15 protein-coding genes are annotated in these 14,234 nt (G+C 69.2%); 7 read left to right on the forward strand and 8 right to left on the reverse strand.

The features are described from left to right. Window positions 1-81: 81 nt before the first annotated feature. From ACQGNW_RS05515 to ACQGNW_RS05525, 3 genes are all read left to right on the forward strand, one after another. Complete coding sequence (locus ACQGNW_RS05515; protein ID WP_426662127.1) at window positions 82-288, forward strand: hypothetical protein; 207 nt, start codon at window positions 82-84, stop codon at window positions 286-288. 180 nt (window positions 289-468) lie between these two features. Beyond that, a complete protein-coding gene (mgtA, locus tag ACQGNW_RS05520) occupies window positions 469-3,105 on the forward strand; it encodes a magnesium-translocating P-type ATPase (RefSeq protein ID WP_426662128.1) in 2,637 nt (878 codons plus the stop codon). Window positions 3,106-3,118: 13 nt separating this feature from the next. Further along, window positions 3,119-3,772, forward strand: coding sequence for a hypothetical protein (locus ACQGNW_RS05525; protein ID WP_426662129.1), 654 nt, complete (start codon window positions 3,119-3,121; stop codon window positions 3,770-3,772). A gap of 88 nt (window positions 3,773-3,860) precedes the next feature. On the opposite strand, the gene ACQGNW_RS05530 is transcribed toward ACQGNW_RS05525, so the two are convergent. From ACQGNW_RS05530 to dnaG, 3 genes are all read right to left on the reverse strand, one after another. After that, window positions 3,861-4,772 carry a hypothetical protein gene (locus tag ACQGNW_RS05530; RefSeq protein WP_426662130.1) on the reverse strand — a complete coding sequence of 304 codons (912 nt, stop codon included), beginning with the start codon at window positions 4,770-4,772 and terminating at the stop codon, window positions 3,861-3,863. 87 nt (window positions 4,773-4,859) lie between these two features. Next, window positions 4,860-5,480 (reverse strand): DedA family protein, encoded by a 621-nt coding sequence (locus ACQGNW_RS05535; RefSeq protein WP_426662131.1) that lies wholly within the window; start codon window positions 5,478-5,480, stop codon window positions 4,860-4,862. 97 nt (window positions 5,481-5,577) lie between these two features. Continuing rightward, window positions 5,578-7,365, reverse strand: a complete 1,788-nt coding sequence (gene dnaG / locus ACQGNW_RS05540; RefSeq protein ID WP_426662132.1) for a DNA primase — start codon at window positions 7,363-7,365, stop codon at window positions 5,578-5,580. Between the two features lie 143 nt (window positions 7,366-7,508). Here dnaG and ACQGNW_RS05545 point away from each other — a divergent pair, with 143 nt between their 5' ends. Next, window positions 7,509-8,153 carry a GNAT family N-acetyltransferase gene (locus ACQGNW_RS05545; protein ID WP_426662133.1) on the forward strand — a complete coding sequence of 215 codons (645 nt, stop codon included), beginning with the start codon at window positions 7,509-7,511 and terminating at the stop codon, window positions 8,151-8,153. 79 nt (window positions 8,154-8,232) lie between these two features. Next, window positions 8,233-8,508 (forward strand): hypothetical protein, encoded by a 276-nt coding sequence (locus ACQGNW_RS05550; protein WP_426662134.1) that lies wholly within the window; start codon window positions 8,233-8,235, stop codon window positions 8,506-8,508. Window positions 8,509-8,516: 8 nt separating this feature from the next. Here the strand turns inward: ACQGNW_RS05550 and ACQGNW_RS05555 are convergent, their stop codons facing one another. After that, window positions 8,517-8,963, reverse strand: coding sequence for a GatB/YqeY domain-containing protein (locus ACQGNW_RS05555; RefSeq protein ID WP_426662135.1), 447 nt, complete (start codon window positions 8,961-8,963; stop codon window positions 8,517-8,519). A gap of 174 nt (window positions 8,964-9,137) precedes the next feature. Beyond that, the gene (rpsU, locus tag ACQGNW_RS05560; protein WP_181303329.1) at window positions 9,138-9,353 is read right to left on the reverse strand and encodes a 30S ribosomal protein S21; all 216 of its coding nucleotides are present in this window, start codon (window positions 9,351-9,353) and stop codon (window positions 9,138-9,140) included. A 100-nt stretch (window positions 9,354-9,453) separates the two neighbouring features. Here rpsU and tsaD point away from each other — a divergent pair, with 100 nt between their 5' ends. Further along, window positions 9,454-10,512, forward strand: coding sequence for a tRNA (adenosine(37)-N6)-threonylcarbamoyltransferase complex transferase subunit TsaD (gene tsaD, locus ACQGNW_RS05565; RefSeq protein WP_426662136.1), 1,059 nt, complete (start codon window positions 9,454-9,456; stop codon window positions 10,510-10,512). 139 nt (window positions 10,513-10,651) lie between these two features. Here tsaD and ACQGNW_RS05570 read toward each other — a convergent pair whose 3' ends face one another. Genes ACQGNW_RS05570 through ACQGNW_RS05580 form a run of 3 tightly spaced genes read right to left on the reverse strand, consistent with a single transcriptional unit; the run spans window position 10,652 to window position 13,108 of the window. Continuing rightward, window positions 10,652-11,371 (reverse strand): pseudouridine synthase, encoded by a 720-nt coding sequence (locus ACQGNW_RS05570; protein ID WP_426662137.1) that lies wholly within the window; start codon window positions 11,369-11,371, stop codon window positions 10,652-10,654. A 1-nt stretch (window position 11,372) separates the two neighbouring features. Continuing rightward, window positions 11,373-12,152: an ABC transporter permease gene (locus ACQGNW_RS05575; RefSeq protein WP_426662138.1), complete on the reverse strand. Its 780-nt coding sequence runs from the start codon at window positions 12,150-12,152 to the stop codon at window positions 11,373-11,375. Next, window positions 12,149-13,108 (reverse strand): ABC transporter ATP-binding protein, encoded by a 960-nt coding sequence (locus ACQGNW_RS05580; protein ID WP_426662139.1) that lies wholly within the window; start codon window positions 13,106-13,108, stop codon window positions 12,149-12,151. Before ACQGNW_RS05580 ends, ACQGNW_RS05575 begins: the two co-directional genes overlap by 4 nt. Before the next feature lie 96 nt (window positions 13,109-13,204). On the opposite strand from ACQGNW_RS05580, the gene ACQGNW_RS05585 reads away from it, so the two are divergent. Continuing rightward, window positions 13,205-13,951: an FAD-binding oxidoreductase gene (locus tag ACQGNW_RS05585; RefSeq protein WP_426662140.1), complete on the forward strand. Its 747-nt coding sequence runs from the start codon at window positions 13,205-13,207 to the stop codon at window positions 13,949-13,951. The last annotated feature ends 283 nt before the right edge of the window (window positions 13,952-14,234 follow it).

The following is a 14,234-nucleotide window of genomic DNA, read 5'->3' on the forward strand; positions in this document are numbered from 1 at the left end:
GGTCGGCCGGTCCTTTCCTCGACTAGGAAACGCCGGCTCATCTCCGACGGCGCCGCGCGCCGTAACCGAGGAGATGGGCCCATGAAGCTCCTTCGCGATTTTCTCCGCCTGCGGACTCCCCGCCGCAGCCTGTTCGCCGTACGCCGCGATGCCGGGCGGCGCGTCTACGTGGTGACCGTGCCGGCGCCGCTGGCCACCCCGCCCGTCGAGCCGCAGCGCCACGCCGAGACACGTGTCGTCGCGCCGTTGTCGTCGCCGCGTCACCTGCAGCTGGCATCCAGTCACTGATGCAAGCGTGTGCGCCCCGCAGGTGCTGGCCTCCGCCAGTGCGGCGGTGGCGTGCTTTGTGTCCGGCGGCCCGCGTGGCCGCCGCCAGCTCCACCGCGGACGTTCCGCTCAGGTAGTCGGCATCGCGCCGGCACGCTGCCGCGGCGCGGATCATAAACAGGCTCCAACCGGTAGCGACCCATGAGCAAGTCCTTCTCCCGCCCGACCGCCAAGGCGGCGACGCCCGCTCCGGCGCAGGTGATCGCGGCGCAGGAAGCGTTTCGCGACAACGATGCGTTGCTGGCCGCGCTCGAGACTTCCGTCCACGGCCTCGACGAGGAGCGCATCAGCGAGCGCCTGCATCGCGACGGCGCCAACGAGGTCTCGCACGAGAAGCCGCCGCACTGGTCGCGGCAGCTGCTGCGCACGTTCAAGAACCCGTTCATCGTGGTGCTGCTGGTGCTGGCCGGCGTGCAGCTGTTCGCCGACGACAGCGACCTGACCGGGCCGTTCATCATCGCGGCGATGGTGGGCATCAGCGTGGTGCTGAGCTTCACCCAGGAGTACCGCTCCTCGCGTGCCGCCGAGAAGCTGAAGGCGATGGTGCGCAACACCGCCACGGTGACGCGGCAGGCTTCCGACGGCCACAGCGAGCAGATCGAGGTGCCGGTGGGCGAGCTGGTGGCCGGCGACATCGTGCACCTGGGCGCGGGCGACATGGTGCCCGCCGACCTGCGCCTGCTCGCGGCGAAGGATCTCTTCATCAGCCAGGCGATCCTCACCGGCGAATCGCTGCCGGTGGAGAAGGCCGCTCCCGCGCATGCACAGGCCCCGGGCACGGCGGGCAACCCGCTGGACCTGCCCACGGTCTGCTACATGGGCACGAACGTGATTTCCGGCACCGCCAGCGCGGTGGTGGTGGCCACCGGGGCGCGCAGCTACCTGGGCTCGCTGGCGCACAGCATGGCCGGCCAGCGCGTGCAGACCAGCTTCGACCGTGGCGTGAATTCGGTGAGCTGGCTGCTGATCCGCTTCATGGCGGTGATGGTGCCGGTGGTGCTGGGCATCCAGTGGTACAAGCAGGGCTTCTGGGAGGCGTTCCTGTTCGCGCTGTCGGTAGCGGTGGGCCTGACCCCGGAGATGCTGCCGCTGATCGTTACCGCCAACCTCGCCAAGGGCGCGATCGCGATGTCGAAGCGCAAGGTGGTGGTGAAGCGGCTCAACGCGATCCAGAACTTCGGCGCGATGGACGTGCTGTGCACGGACAAGACCGGCACGCTGACCTTGGACAGGATCGTGCTGGAGCGCCACCTCGACCTCGACGGCGAGGAGTCCGACGAGGCGCTGGAATACGGCTATCTCAACAGCCGCTTCCAGACCGGCCTCAAGAACCTGATGGACAAGGCGGTGCTGGAGCACCGCGACCTGGAGCCGACCGCGGCGCGCTACCGCGTGGTGGACGAGATCCCGTTCGATTTCCAGCGCCGGCGCATGTCGGTCGTGGTGGCGAACGGCGGCGACGAGCACCTGCTGATCTGCAAGGGCGCGGTGGAGGAGATGCTGTCGATCTGCAGCCGCGCGCAGGTGGGCGGCGCGGTGGAACCGATGACCGACGAGCGCCGCCGCGAGATCAAGGCGATGACGCACCGGCTCAACGAGGACGGCCTGCGCGTGCTGGTGGTGGCGGTGCGCCGCGAGCCGGCCGCGGAGCGCGCCTGGAGCGTGGCCGACGAGAGCGGGCTCACCGCAGTGGGCTGCCTCGCCTTCCTCGATCCGCCTAAGGACTCGGCCGCCACCGCGATCGCCGCGCTGCACGCGCACGGCGTCGAGGTGAAGGTGATCACCGGCGACAACGAGGCGGTGACGCGCAAGATCTGCCACGAGGTGGGGCTGGACGTCACGCATTCGGTGCAGGGCCGCGAGATCGAGCCGCTGGACGAGGATGCGCTGGACCCGCTGGTCAAGCGCACCACGGTGTTCGCCAAGATGTCGCCGCTGCAGAAGGCGCGCGTGGTGAAGTCGCTGCAGCGCCAGGGCCACACGGTGGGGTTTCTCGGCGACGGCATCAACGACGCGCCGGCGCTGCACGACGCCGACGTGGGGATCTCGGTGGACACGGCCACCGACATCGCGAAGGAGTCGGCCGACATCATCCTGCTGGAAAAGAACCTGATGGTGCTGGAGGAGGGCGTGCTGGAGGGGCGCATCACCTTCGGCAACATCATCAAGTACATCAAGATGACCGCCAGCTCGAACTTCGGCAACGTGCTGAGCATGCTGATCGCGAGCATCTTCCTGCCGTTCGTGCCGCTGCTGCCGCTGCAGATCCTGGTGCTGAACCTGCTCTACGACATCTCGCAGCTGTCGATCCCGTTCGACCGCATGGACGAGGAGTACCTGCGCATCCCCCGCAAGTGGGACGCCAGCGACATCGGCCGCTTCATGCTGCTGGTGGGGCCGTCCAGCTCGGTGTTCGACATCACCACCTTCGCGCTGCTGTGGTTCGTGTTCGGCGCGAACACGCCGGCGCACCAGTCGCTGTTCCAGTCCGGCTGGTTCGTCGAGAGCCTGCTCACGCAGACCCTGGTAGTGCACATGATCCGCACGCGCCGCATCCCGTTCCTGCAGAGCAGCGCCGCCGCGCCGGTGCTGGGGCTGACCACGGCGATCATCGCGATCGGCGTGCTTATCCCGTACACCGTGCTGGGCCGCAAGCTCGGCATGGTGGAAATGCCGCCAGCGTACTATGCGTGGCTGGCGGCCACCGTGCTGGCCTATTGCGTGCTGACCCAGCTGGTGAAGCTGGTCTACATGCGCCGCCACGGGCGCTGGCTCTAGCCGGAAGGGTGCCATGCGCAAGAACCGGCCGCTCGTCGCCGTGCTGGCGACGCTGGGGCTGGCACCGTGCGTCTCGCATGCCGGTGCCAGCCTGCTGGTGGACGATGCCGGCACCACCGCCGGCGGCCACTGCCAGCTCGAATCGTGGCTGCGCGCGCGGCCGGGCACACTCGAAGCCACGGCCATGCCCGCCTGCGCGTGGTCGGGCCTGGAGTACAGCCTGGGCGCCGGCCGTTCATCCGACGCGGCGCAGGGGGCGACCCTGTATGCCGGGCTCAAGCACACCCTGGTCGACATGGGTGACCGCACGCCGGGCCTGGCGGTGGCGTTGAACGGCGACTGGCAGCACGGTTTCGACGCGGCCAGCGCCTATCTCGCCGCCAGCCTGCCGCTTGGGCGGCGCCTGACGCTCCAGGCCGACCTGGGCGCCCGTCGCTTGCGGCATGACGACGGGCGTCCGCTGGCGGGTGCGGGCCTGGAGTATCTGGCAGGGCAGCGCTGGTCGTGGCTGGCCGAGGTCTATTCGGAAGGCGCGGCTTACCGTGCCGTGCAGGGCGGCGTGCGCGTGCGCTTGCCAGGGGCGCTCAGCGTGGACATGCTGGCCGGCCGCGACAACGCCGGTCGCTGGCTGACCCTCGGATTGAATTGGTCGCCTGGCGATCGCTGAAGGCCACGGGCCGGTTCGCGATCGCCAGGCCACTGCGGCGAAATCGTGTGGCCGTCAAGCCACCTCGAGATCGAACGGAGCCCGGTGCTCAGTCCGCGGGACGCACGTCCAGCGTCATCGCGTGGAAGTCCATCGTCACCACGCTGTGCGCGAAGAGCGGATTGCCCACGGTGGCCTCGAACAGGCCATCCGGCTGGTGCACCGGGTTCCTGCCGGAGCCGGCGAAGTAGACCGTGGGGTTTGCTCCCAGCAGGCGACGGCCGGCGAAGCCCAGGCTGCGGGCCGTCGAGGCCAGCATCTCGACGCCGCCGTCGGTGAATTCGAACAGCTTGGGCGTGCCCTGCCTGCGCAGGCCGAGCCGGGCGAGCGCCGCGTCGTAGACCACCATCGTGCCGGTGTACATGGTGTCGATCTGCGCATGCACCGGATGACCGTCGACGACGAAGGGCGCGCCGACCACGATGGGCGGGCCGCGATGGCCGAAGGTGACCAGCTGCAGCGTGCCCGGTGCGCGTTCGGCCGGAGTGCCGGAAGTCAGCGGCGCGGAGATCCGCAGCAGGTGATGCGGGTAGTCGATCTGCAGCACGCGATCCTTGAAAGCGGTGTAGGCCAGCGTGCCGTCGGCGGGCAGGCGGGCAGGACCGAAGCTCGCCGGGTCGGCCACGGCGAAGTGGACGGGGAGCTTCGCCTTGCCCAGCGCGAGCACGTGTCGGCCGCCATCCTGGAAATCGGGAATGGGTCTGCCGTCGCGCAGCACGGGTCTCGGCCGCCAGTCCATCGCCTTGGCGGCGTCGGCCAGCATGGTCGAATCGATGTCGCCGGTATCCAGCACCAGCGTGCGCGCCGGTCTGCCGTCGACGCTGGCCTTGAAGCAGATCAGGCCCGCGCAATCGTGGAATGGCACGGCAACGAAGCGTGGCGCTCCGCCCGTGGCGAAGGCCGGCACGGCCGGCAGCAGGGCGACGAGCGCAGCGAGGGCAAGCAAGGTCTTTCCGGACACGGTCGGTACTCCTGGGTGGGGAGTCGACAGTCCATCGGCCCGACGCAGGTTGCACCAGTGCGGGAAGTCACCGGCCGTGGGGAGCGGTCAATCGTCCTGACCAATGCGCTGGCGGCGATGGCGCCACCACAGCCAGACCAGGCACAGCAGCACCAGGCCCACGAGGAACCACATGCTGTTCTGCCCGCGCTGCATCCACTTCATCAGCCACACATGGTTGTCGGCGCCGAGGTAGCCGAGATACACCCATACCGGCACGCTGATCAGCGCGGCCATGGTGTCGATCAGCAGGAAGCGCAGCAGCGACACCTGTCGCGTGGCGCCGGCAGTGGCGTAGACCGTGGTGCGCATGCCGGGCAGGAAGCGGGCGACGAACAGCACGCGGTTGCCGTAGCGCGCGAACTTGTGCCGCACCACTTCGTAGCGCTCGGGCGGCAGCAAGCGCGCCACCCAGCGCCACTTCAGCATGCGCGCACCGTAGTGGCGGCCGAGCATGAACACGGTGGCGTCGCCCAGCAGCACGCCGGCCATGCACAGCGCGAACATCGCGTGCACGTTGGCGTAGCCCAGACCCGCGATCACGCCGCCGGCGACCAGGGTGACGTCCTCCGGCAGCGGCAGGCCGAGGCCGCAGATCATCAATGCGATCCACACCGCGACGTAGCCGTTCTCGGCGAAGATCGTGACCAGTCGTTCAAGCAGATCCATCGGCGTCCCTGCGGGGCATGCGGCGTGCGACACCGCATGATCCCACACGCATCTGCGACAAGCTTTCCGCAATGCGGCGTCCGACCGGCATGCGCGCTCAGTCCGGCGTGGCGACAGGCCGCACACGCGCGGCCAGCAGCTCGCGCAGCTCGGCCTTCTCGCCGTCGTCCAGCGGGCCGCTGCGCATCTTCGCGTGCAGCGCCTCGCGGCGCAGCGCTACGGCCTGCTCGTCCATGCGCTGCAATGCTTCCATGAATTCGATGCGCTGTGCTTCCGGTTCGCCCACCACGGCGGCAGCCATCAGCTTCTGCAGCGCGGGATATTCCGTGCGCTCGGCGAAGTGCTCCACCAGCATCGCCGGATTGATGCCGGGACGGCTGCGCGCGATGTCGAGCAATTCGGCGAGCAGGCCCACGCCGGGCTTGTCCAGGCGCAGGAAGCGATAGGGCTTCTCCACCTGGTCGGCCATGCCGGGCTGGGCCAGCAGCAGGGCGATCGCGCTGCGCACCAGCGAACGCTGCGCCGCTACCGGCCGCTGCACCGCGCGGCGCGCGGCAGGGTCGGCCTGCAGGCGCGCGCTGGCGCCGCTGCGCTTCTCCAGCTCCTGCGCCATCAGGTCGCGGAAGGCGCCGTCGGGCAGTCGCGCGATCAGCGGGCGGGCGCGCTCGGCGAGGCGGGCACGGCCGTCGAGGCTGGCGGTGTCCACGTCGCGCGCCAGTTCGTCGAAGAAGTAGTCGGACAGCGGCGTGGCGTGCTTCAGGCGCTGCTCGAAACCGGCCTTGCCTTCCTTGCGTACCACCGTGTCCGGGTCCTCGCCCTCGGGGAGGAACAGGAAATACGCCTGCCGGCCGTCGCGCAGGCGCGGCAGCGCGGCGTCCAGCGCCTTCCACGCGGCGGCGCGGCCGGCGCGGTCGCCGTCGAAGCAGAACACCACGTCGGGCGCGGCGCGGAACAGCAACTCGGTGTGCTCGGGCGTGGTGGCGGTGCCCAGCGTGGCCACCGCGATCGGCAGGCCGGCCTGGTGCAGCGCGATCACGTCCATGTAGCCCTCCACCACCACGATGCGCTGCAGGTTCGCGTTGGCCTGCTTCACCTGCCACAGCGCGAACAGCTCGCGGCCCTTGTGGAACAGTGGGGTTTCCGGCGAGTTGAGGTACTTGGGGCCATCGCTCTTGCGCGCGTCCTGCGCGCCGGAATCAGCCACCGGCGACCCGTCGCCGGACTTCTGGATGATCCTTCCGCCGAAGGCGATCACGCGGCCGCGGCGGTCGAGGATAGGGAACATCAGCCGCTCGCGGAAGCGGTCGTATTTGCTGCCGCGTTCGCCGGTGGAAACCATGCCGGCCTCGGCGAGCAGCTCCATCCGCCGCGGGCTGTTGCCCAACGCCCTGGTGACGCCGTCGTACCCGGCCGGCGCCCAGCCGAGGCGGAAGCGTGCGATGGTGTCGGCGTCCAGTCCGCGCTTTTTGCAGTACGCCTGCGCTTCGGCGCTCTTCGGCAACTGCTGCTGGTACCAGCCCGCGCAGGCGTCGAGCAGGGTGTAGAGATCGGTCTTGTCCTCGCGCGGGCGCTCGTCGCGGCCGCCTTCGCGCGGCACGGTGAGGCCCACCGACTGCGCCAGTTCCTCCACCGCGTCGGGAAACTCCAGCCGCTCGTAGTCCATCAGGAACTTGATCGCGCTGCCGTGCGCGCCGCAGCCGAAGCAGTGGAAGAACTGCTTGGCCGGGCTGACGTAGAACGACGGCGTGCGCTCGTCGTGGAACGGGCAGCACGCCGTCCACTCGCGGCCGGCCTTCTTCAAAGGCACGCGCCGCTCGATCACGTCGACGATGTCGACGCGGGCGAGCAGTTCGTCGATGAAGCTGTCGGGGATGAGGCCGCGCATAAGTGCCCTAGTTTAGAGGCTGGACCTCCGGTGGGGGCGTAACCGGCCAGGCACGGGTGGCGGTGCGGCCAATCCGCGGGTCGGCGGTCGGCACTGCCCGCGCCGCTGGTTAGCATGCACGGGGTTCCAACGGGGGAGCGGCGATGGAGGACGGTTCGGCAGTGCGCTTTCGCGCGGCCACCGCACGGGATGCGGGGGGCGCGGTGCCGCTGATCTACAGCTCCGGCCCCGCGGCGTTCGACTACGTGTTCGCGGTGCCGGGCCGAAGCACGGCGCAGGCCTTCCTGCAGCACGCCTTCGTCGACGGCGCAGGCGAGTTCGGCTGGCGCAACCACATCGTCGGCGAACTGGAAGGCGTGGTGGTGGCGGTGGGCGCGGGTTACGGCGGCGAGGCGGCGCTGGCGTTCACGCTGGCTGCCGCGCGGCAGATCCTCGCGCACTATGGCCTGCACCGCGCGCCAGGCGTGATCGCGCGCGGGCTGCGTGTGGAGCGGGTGATCCCGCCGCCGCCGCGCCGCATGCATTACCTCGCCCACCTTGGCGTGTCGCCGGCCTTGCGCGGGCGCGGCATCGGCCGCGCCCTGGTCGAGGAGCTGATCCGGCGCGGCCTGCAGCAGGGGCGACGACGCGTGACGCTGGACGTGGCCGCGAGCAATCCACGTGCACAGGCGCTGTACGAGCGGCTGGGTTTCGCGGTGACGGGCGAGCGACACTCGGTGCTGGCCAATCCGCAGGGTGCAGTGCCGGATCACCGGCGGATGGAGCGGTTGGCGGGCGACGGCAGCTGAGGCTTGCGGCACGCCTGGTACGTCGGCAAGCTGCCGCGACCTGGTCGGGGAGGCGGCGATGTTGTTGACGGCGATACGGATGCACCGGCAGCGCGCGATCGTGCGTGCGTGCGAGCAGGCCGGCGCGGTCGCGGCGGACAGCGCCTGCGGCATGCAGGAACTCGGGCTATCCGTGGACTTCGCCTGGCGGCAGCTGGCCAGCCTGGCCGTCTTGCGCAGCCCGGCCGCGGGGCGCTGGTTCCTGGACCGGCCCAATTGGCGGCGCCTGTGCCGGCGCCGACTGATGCTGGTCGCGGGCGTCGCGATCGGCCTGCTGCTGGTGCTGCTGTCCGCCTGGTCGATGCGTTGGCGCTAGCCCCGGCCTCAGCCTGCCAGCTTCGCCTTGATGCGCGCGGACACCTGGGCCATGTCGGCGCGGCCGGCGGCCTTTTCCTTCACCGCGGCCATCACCTTGCCCATGTCGCGGGGTGACTGGGCGCCGGTGGCGGCGATGGCCGCGGCGATCAGGGCGTCCAGTTCGGCGTCGCCCAGCTGGGCGGGCAGGTAGGCCTCGATCACGGTCATCTCGGCGCGCTCGACGTCGGCCAGGTCCTCGCGGCCGGCGGCGGCGTACTGGCTCACCGAGTCGCGGCGCTGCTTGAGCATCTTTTCCAGCACCGCCAGGGTCTGGGCGTCGTCGAGCTCGATGCGCTCGTCCACTTCGCGCTGCTTGATCGCTGCCAGCACCAGCCGGATGACGCCGAGGCGATGCTTGTCGCCGCTGCGCATGGCGGCCTTCATGTCGTCGGTGAGCTGCTGCTTGAGCGTCATGGCGGGCATTCCGGGTGGCGGAGAGGGGATTTTACGAAAACGACAAAGCCGGCGTTGCCAAGGGCAACACCGGCTGGTCGTGTCCGAGTGCTTGCGGCGGCTGCGAAGGGTCGCGCCAGCCGCGTGGCCTGCATGCGCGACGTGAAGACGCGCGCTGCCGCAGGCGACAGGAACTCAGTACAGGCGGGTCTTGCGCGAGACGTCGCGCGACAGGCGGCGCAGGTGGCGCTTCACCGCGGCGGCGCGCTTGCGCTTGCGTTCCTGGGTCGGCTTTTCGTAGAACTCGCGCTTGCGGGTCTCGGCCAGGATACCGGCCTTCTCGCAGGTACGCTTGAAACGACGCAGCGCGATCTCGAACGGCTCGTTCTCGCGGACTTTGACGTTGGGCATGGATACTCCGGGTGTTAATCTGTCCCGCTTCCGGGACTGTTGAATACGGCGAGCCGCGAAGTATACCGTGTCCGACGACAGATTTTCAAAGCCGCAACCCATGGCCGACGCCCGCCTGTCCGTGACGGGCAAGCCGGTGCTGGGCATCGAATCGTCATGCGACGAGACTGGCGTGGCGATCCTGCGCTGGGAGCCGGAGGCGCCGGGTCGGGGCCTGCTGGCCCACGCCCTGTACAGCCAGGTCAAGCTGCACGCCGACTACGGCGGCGTGGTGCCCGAGCTGGCCAGCCGCGATCACGTGCGCAAGCTGCTGCCGTTGGCGCGCGAGGCGCTGAAGCAGGCCGGATTGACCCCCGCCGATCTCGGCGGGGTGGCCTATACCGCCGGTCCCGGCCTGGTTGGCGCCCTGCTGGTGGGCGCGGCGGCGGGACAGGCGCTGGCCTGGGCACTGGGCGTACCGGCCGTGGGTGTCCATCATATGGAAGGCCACCTGCTGGCGCCGCTGCTGGAGGACGACCCGCCCAAGCCGCCGTTCGTGGCCCTCCTGGTCTCCGGCGGGCACTCGATGCTGGTCGAGGTGAAGGCGATCGGCGAGTACCGCATCCTGGGCGACACCCTGGACGACGCCGCCGGCGAGGCGTTCGACAAGACCGCCAAGCTGATGGGCCTGCCGTACCCCGGCGGTCCGGCGCTGGCGAAGCTGGCCGAGCAGGGCACGCCCGGCGCGTTCCGCTTCTCGCGGCCGATGACCGACCGGCCCGGGCTGGATTTCAGCTTCTCCGGGCTGAAGACCCAGGTGCTGCTGGCCTGGCAGCACTCCGACCAGAGCGGGCAGACCCGCGCCGACATTGCCCGCGCCTTCGAGGAGGCGATCGTCGACACCTTGCTGATCAAGTGCCGCCGCGCGCTGCAGGCCACCGGTACCCACCGGTTGGTGATCGCCGGCGGCGTGGGCGCCAACCGCCGCCTGCGCGCGGAACTGGCCGCGGCGGGCGAAAAGGACGGCTTCCGCACCTATTTCCCGCGCCTTGCGTTCTGCACCGACAACGGCGCGATGATCGCGCTGGCCGGCGCGATCCGTCTCGCCAGCGGCCAGCATCAGGGGGAGGCGGTCGAGGTACACCCGCGCTGGAACCTGGAAGACCTGCCGGCGGCCTGATTTTTGCGATCATCCGTGATCGCAAGAATCAAACGGGCGGCCATCCCCGGCCGCACTTCTCACCTAAGAGCCCGCCGGCGGTCGATGCTCTTGGGTAAATTCAGAGAAAAGCATCACCTGCTGGCTGGCTCCCAAGGGGTCACCACTGCGTGCGGTCGGGCAGCAGGCCCTTCAGCTCCGCGTCGGTGAGGTTGCGCCACTGGCCCGGTTTCAGGTGGCCGAGCTTCACGTTGACGATGCGCACGCGGCGCAGCTGGGTGACGCGATAGCCGAATGCGGCCGCCATCAGGCGGATCTGCCGGTTCAGGCCCTGGGTGAGCACGATCGCGAAGCCGAATTTCGCGATCCTGCGCGTGCGGCAGGGCCGGGTCATCTGGCCGTGCACGCGCACGCCGCGGGCCATGCCGGCGAGGAATTCCTCGGTGACCGGCTTGTTCACCGCCACCAGGTATTCCTTCTCGTGGCGGTTCTCCGCGCGCAGGATCTCGTTGACGATGTCGCCGTTGCTGGTGAGCAGGATCAGGCCTTCGGAATCCTTGTCCAGCCGGCCGATCGGGAAGATGCGCTGCGGGTGGTCGACGAAGTCCACGATGTTGCCCGCCACGCTCTGGTCGGTGGTGCAGGTGATGCCTACCGGCTTGTTCAACGCGATGTAGACCGCTTTCTTCGCCGCCGGGGTGGCGGCGAGGACACGCGCCTTGACGACCTCGCCGTCCACGCGCACCTCGTCGCCATCCAGTGCCTTGGCCCCGGTGCCGACCACTTCGCCGTTGATGGTGACGCGGCCGGCGGCGAGCCACTCGTCCGCCTCGCGGCGCGAGCACAGGCCGGCTTCGCTGATGTACTTGTTGACGCGCATCCTACGAACGCAGGCCCACGCCGCGCTTCAGCAGCTGCAGGCCGAACGCGGCGAGCGCAACCACGAAGGCCAGCATCACCACGAAGGCCCAGCCCACGTGCACGTCGCTGATGCCGAGCACGCCGTAGCGGAAGGCGTTGACCATGTACAGGATCGGGTTGATCCGCGAGATCGCCTGCCACGGCTCGCCCAGCATCTGGATCGAGTAGAACACGCCGCCGAGGTAGGTGAGCGGGGTGAGAATGAAGGTGGGCACCAGGGCGATGTCGTCGAACTTCTTCGCGTACACCGCGTTGACGAAGCCGGCCAGCGAGAAGATCACCGAGCCCAGCAGCACCGAGGCGAAGGTAATCAGCGGGTGCTGGACGTGCAGCGAGGTGAAGAACAGCGCGATGCACAGCACCAGAACGCCCACCGCGAGGCCGCGCACCACCGCGCCGGTCACGTAGCCGGTGAGGATCACCCAGTCCGGCATCGGCGACACCAGCATCTCCTCCACCGCGCGGCTGAACTTGGCGCCGAAGAAGGAGCTGGAAATGTTGCCGTAGCTGTTCGTGATGATGCTCATCATCACCAGGCCCGGCACGATGTACTGCATGTAGGTGTAGCCGCCCTGGATCGTGCCGATGCGGCTGCCGATCAGCTTGCCGAAGATCACGAAGTACAGCGTCATGGTGATCGCGGGCGGGATCAGCGTCTGCGTCCAGATGCGCAGGATGCGCACGATCTCGCGGCGCACGATGGTGTGGAGGGCGACCAGGTTGGCGGCGGCGTTGCTCATGCGGCCAGCTCCTGGCCGTTGCGGCCCTGCCCCTGCCGGCCGTGTTCCACCAGTCGCACGAACAGCTCCTCCAGCCGGTTGGTCTTGTTGCGCATCGAGGTCACCGTGACGCCGTGCGCGCTGAGCGCAGCGAACAGGGAGTTGAGGTCGTGCGTGCGTGCCATCTCCGCCTCCAGGGTGTGCTCGTCCACGCGGCGCAGCGTCACGCCGGACAGCGCGGGCAGGCCGTCCGGCGCGTGCGTCACGTCGAGCACGAAGGTTTCCACGTCGAGCTTGGCCAGCAGCTGCTTCATCGTGGTGTTCTCCACGATGGTGCCGTGGTCGATGATCGCGATGTTGCGGCAAAGCTGCTCGGCTTCCTCCAGGTAGTGCGTGGTGAGGATCACCGTGGTGCCGGCCGCGTTGATGCCGCTGATGAACTGCCACATCGAGCGGCGGATCTCGATGTCCACGCCGGCGGTGGGCTCGTCGAGGATCAGCAGCTTCGGCTCGTTCATCATCGCGCGGGCGATCATCAGGCGGCGCTTCATGCCGCCGGAGAGCATGCGTGCCTGGTCCTGCGCCTTGTCCCACAGGCGCAGTTCCTTCAGGTACTTCTCCGCGCGCTCGGCGGCGATCTTCCGCGGGATGCCGTAGAAGCCCGCCTCGTTCACGCAGATGTCGAACGGCTTCTCGAACTGGTTGAAGTTGAGTTCCTGCGGCACCAGGCCGATCAGCTTCATCGCCTCGTTGCGTTGCCGGTTCACCGACACGCCGAACACTCGCGCGTCGCCGCCGCTGGCGTTCACCAGCGAGGAGAGGATGCCGATCAGGGTGGATTTGCCGGCACCGTTGGGGCCGAGCAGGGCGAAGAAGTCGCCGGGCTGCACGGTCAGCGAGACGCCCTTGAGGGCCTCCACGCCGTTGCCGTAGGTCTTGCGCAGGTTGTCGACGACGAGCGCGGGAATGGAGCTCATGGGCTGCACCGGAAGGGGCGAGCCTTCTATTATAGCGGGCCGCCTTTCGCCGCCCGGTGTCGCCGGGTGCACGCACTGTTTCCCGGAACCCGCTTCATGGCCGACCATTTCCAGCTACGCCTCGTCGACAGCCGCATGCTGGCGCCCGCCGTGCGCCACCTCGCGTTCGAGCGCGTGGATGGCCAGCCGCTGGCGTTTGCGCCGGGACAGTTCCTGCAGATCCACTTCCAGTACGACGACGGCACGCCCACCAAGCGCAGCTATTCGGTGGCCACCGTGGGCGACGGCTCCACGCCGGTGCGGCGCATCGAGATCGCGGTGAGCTACGTGGAAGGCGGCGCGGCCACCAGGCTGCTGGGTGAACTGCCGATCGGCGGCGTGGTCGACGCCAGCGGCCCCTACGGCCGCTTCTGCCTGCAGGCCGGCGACGTGCATCCGCGCTACCTGCTGCTCGCCACCGGCACCGGCGTCACCCCCTACCGGGCGATGCTGCCGCAGATCGGGCAGCTGCTGGCCGGGGGTGGACGCGAGGTGGTGCTGCTCTACGGCGCACGCAACGAGGCCGAGCTGCTCTACGGCGAGGAATTCGAGGCCTTCGCCCGGAGCCATCCCGGCTTCACGTTCCATGCCTGCCTCAGCCGCCAGCCGCGCGCCGTGCCCCGCCCCGACGACCGCCGCGGACACGTGCAGGATGCGCTGGGGGAACTCGCGCCGCGCGCGGAGCGCGACATCGCCTACCTCTGCGGCAACCCCGACATGGTCGACGCCGCCTTCGCCGCGCTCAAGGAGTATGGCCTGCCGGTGCCGCAGATCCGGCGGGAGAAGTACGTTTCCTCCCGCTGAACCCCGCCGCATGCCGCGAAGGCCGGGCGTTGCCCGGTGGCTCCCCGCGTTGCCGTGACCGGGGCGAGACGAGGCGGCTTCAGATTTGTTACCAGCGTGTCGATAAGGCGCTTGCGGGCGCAGACGCTGCCTTCACCGCCAGTTCGCTAGATGCCAAATGTGAACTGGTGGTCGTCAAAAACGTGATGCTCCTCACATTTCCGGAGGTGGGGCCGGCGCACACCATCAAGTCCACGGGGGAGGTGCCGAGAGCCCTTCCAAGGCACGCGGTTTCTCGCGTGCC

Origin of the sequence: Rhodanobacter aciditrophus (genome assembly GCF_050026795.1) — a bacterium.
In the GTDB taxonomy this organism is placed as follows: domain Bacteria; phylum Pseudomonadota; class Gammaproteobacteria; order Xanthomonadales; family Rhodanobacteraceae; genus Rhodanobacter_A.

Excerpts from the sequence above, each read along its gene's own strand:
- ACQGNW_RS05515 (WP_426662127.1), top strand. The coding sequence starts at position 82 with ATGAAGCTCCTTCGCGATTTTCTCCGCCTGCGGACTCCCCGCCGCAGC.
- mgtA (WP_426662128.1), top strand. The coding sequence starts at position 469 with ATGAGCAAGTCCTTCTCCCGCCCGACCGCCAAGGCGGCGACGCCCGCT.
- ACQGNW_RS05525 (WP_426662129.1), top strand. The coding sequence starts at position 3,119 with ATGCGCAAGAACCGGCCGCTCGTCGCCGTGCTGGCGACGCTGGGGCTG.
- ACQGNW_RS05535 (WP_426662131.1), bottom strand. The coding sequence starts at position 5,480 with ATGGATCTGCTTGAACGACTGGTCACGATCTTCGCCGAGAACGGCTAC.
- dnaG (WP_426662132.1), bottom strand. The coding sequence starts at position 7,365 with ATGCGCGGCCTCATCCCCGACAGCTTCATCGACGAACTGCTCGCCCGC.
- ACQGNW_RS05545 (WP_426662133.1), top strand. The coding sequence starts at position 7,509 with ATGGAGGACGGTTCGGCAGTGCGCTTTCGCGCGGCCACCGCACGGGAT.
- ACQGNW_RS05550 (WP_426662134.1), top strand. The coding sequence starts at position 8,233 with ATGCACCGGCAGCGCGCGATCGTGCGTGCGTGCGAGCAGGCCGGCGCG.
- ACQGNW_RS05555 (WP_426662135.1), bottom strand. The coding sequence starts at position 8,963 with ATGACGCTCAAGCAGCAGCTCACCGACGACATGAAGGCCGCCATGCGC.
- rpsU (WP_181303329.1), bottom strand. The coding sequence starts at position 9,353 with ATGCCCAACGTCAAAGTCCGCGAGAACGAGCCGTTCGAGATCGCGCTG.
- tsaD (WP_426662136.1), top strand. The coding sequence starts at position 9,454 with ATGGCCGACGCCCGCCTGTCCGTGACGGGCAAGCCGGTGCTGGGCATC.
- ACQGNW_RS05570 (WP_426662137.1), bottom strand. The coding sequence starts at position 11,371 with ATGCGCGTCAACAAGTACATCAGCGAAGCCGGCCTGTGCTCGCGCCGC.
- ACQGNW_RS05575 (WP_426662138.1), bottom strand. The coding sequence starts at position 12,152 with ATGAGCAACGCCGCCGCCAACCTGGTCGCCCTCCACACCATCGTGCGC.
- ACQGNW_RS05580 (WP_426662139.1), bottom strand. The coding sequence starts at position 13,108 with ATGAGCTCCATTCCCGCGCTCGTCGTCGACAACCTGCGCAAGACCTAC.
- ACQGNW_RS05585 (WP_426662140.1), top strand. The coding sequence starts at position 13,205 with ATGGCCGACCATTTCCAGCTACGCCTCGTCGACAGCCGCATGCTGGCG.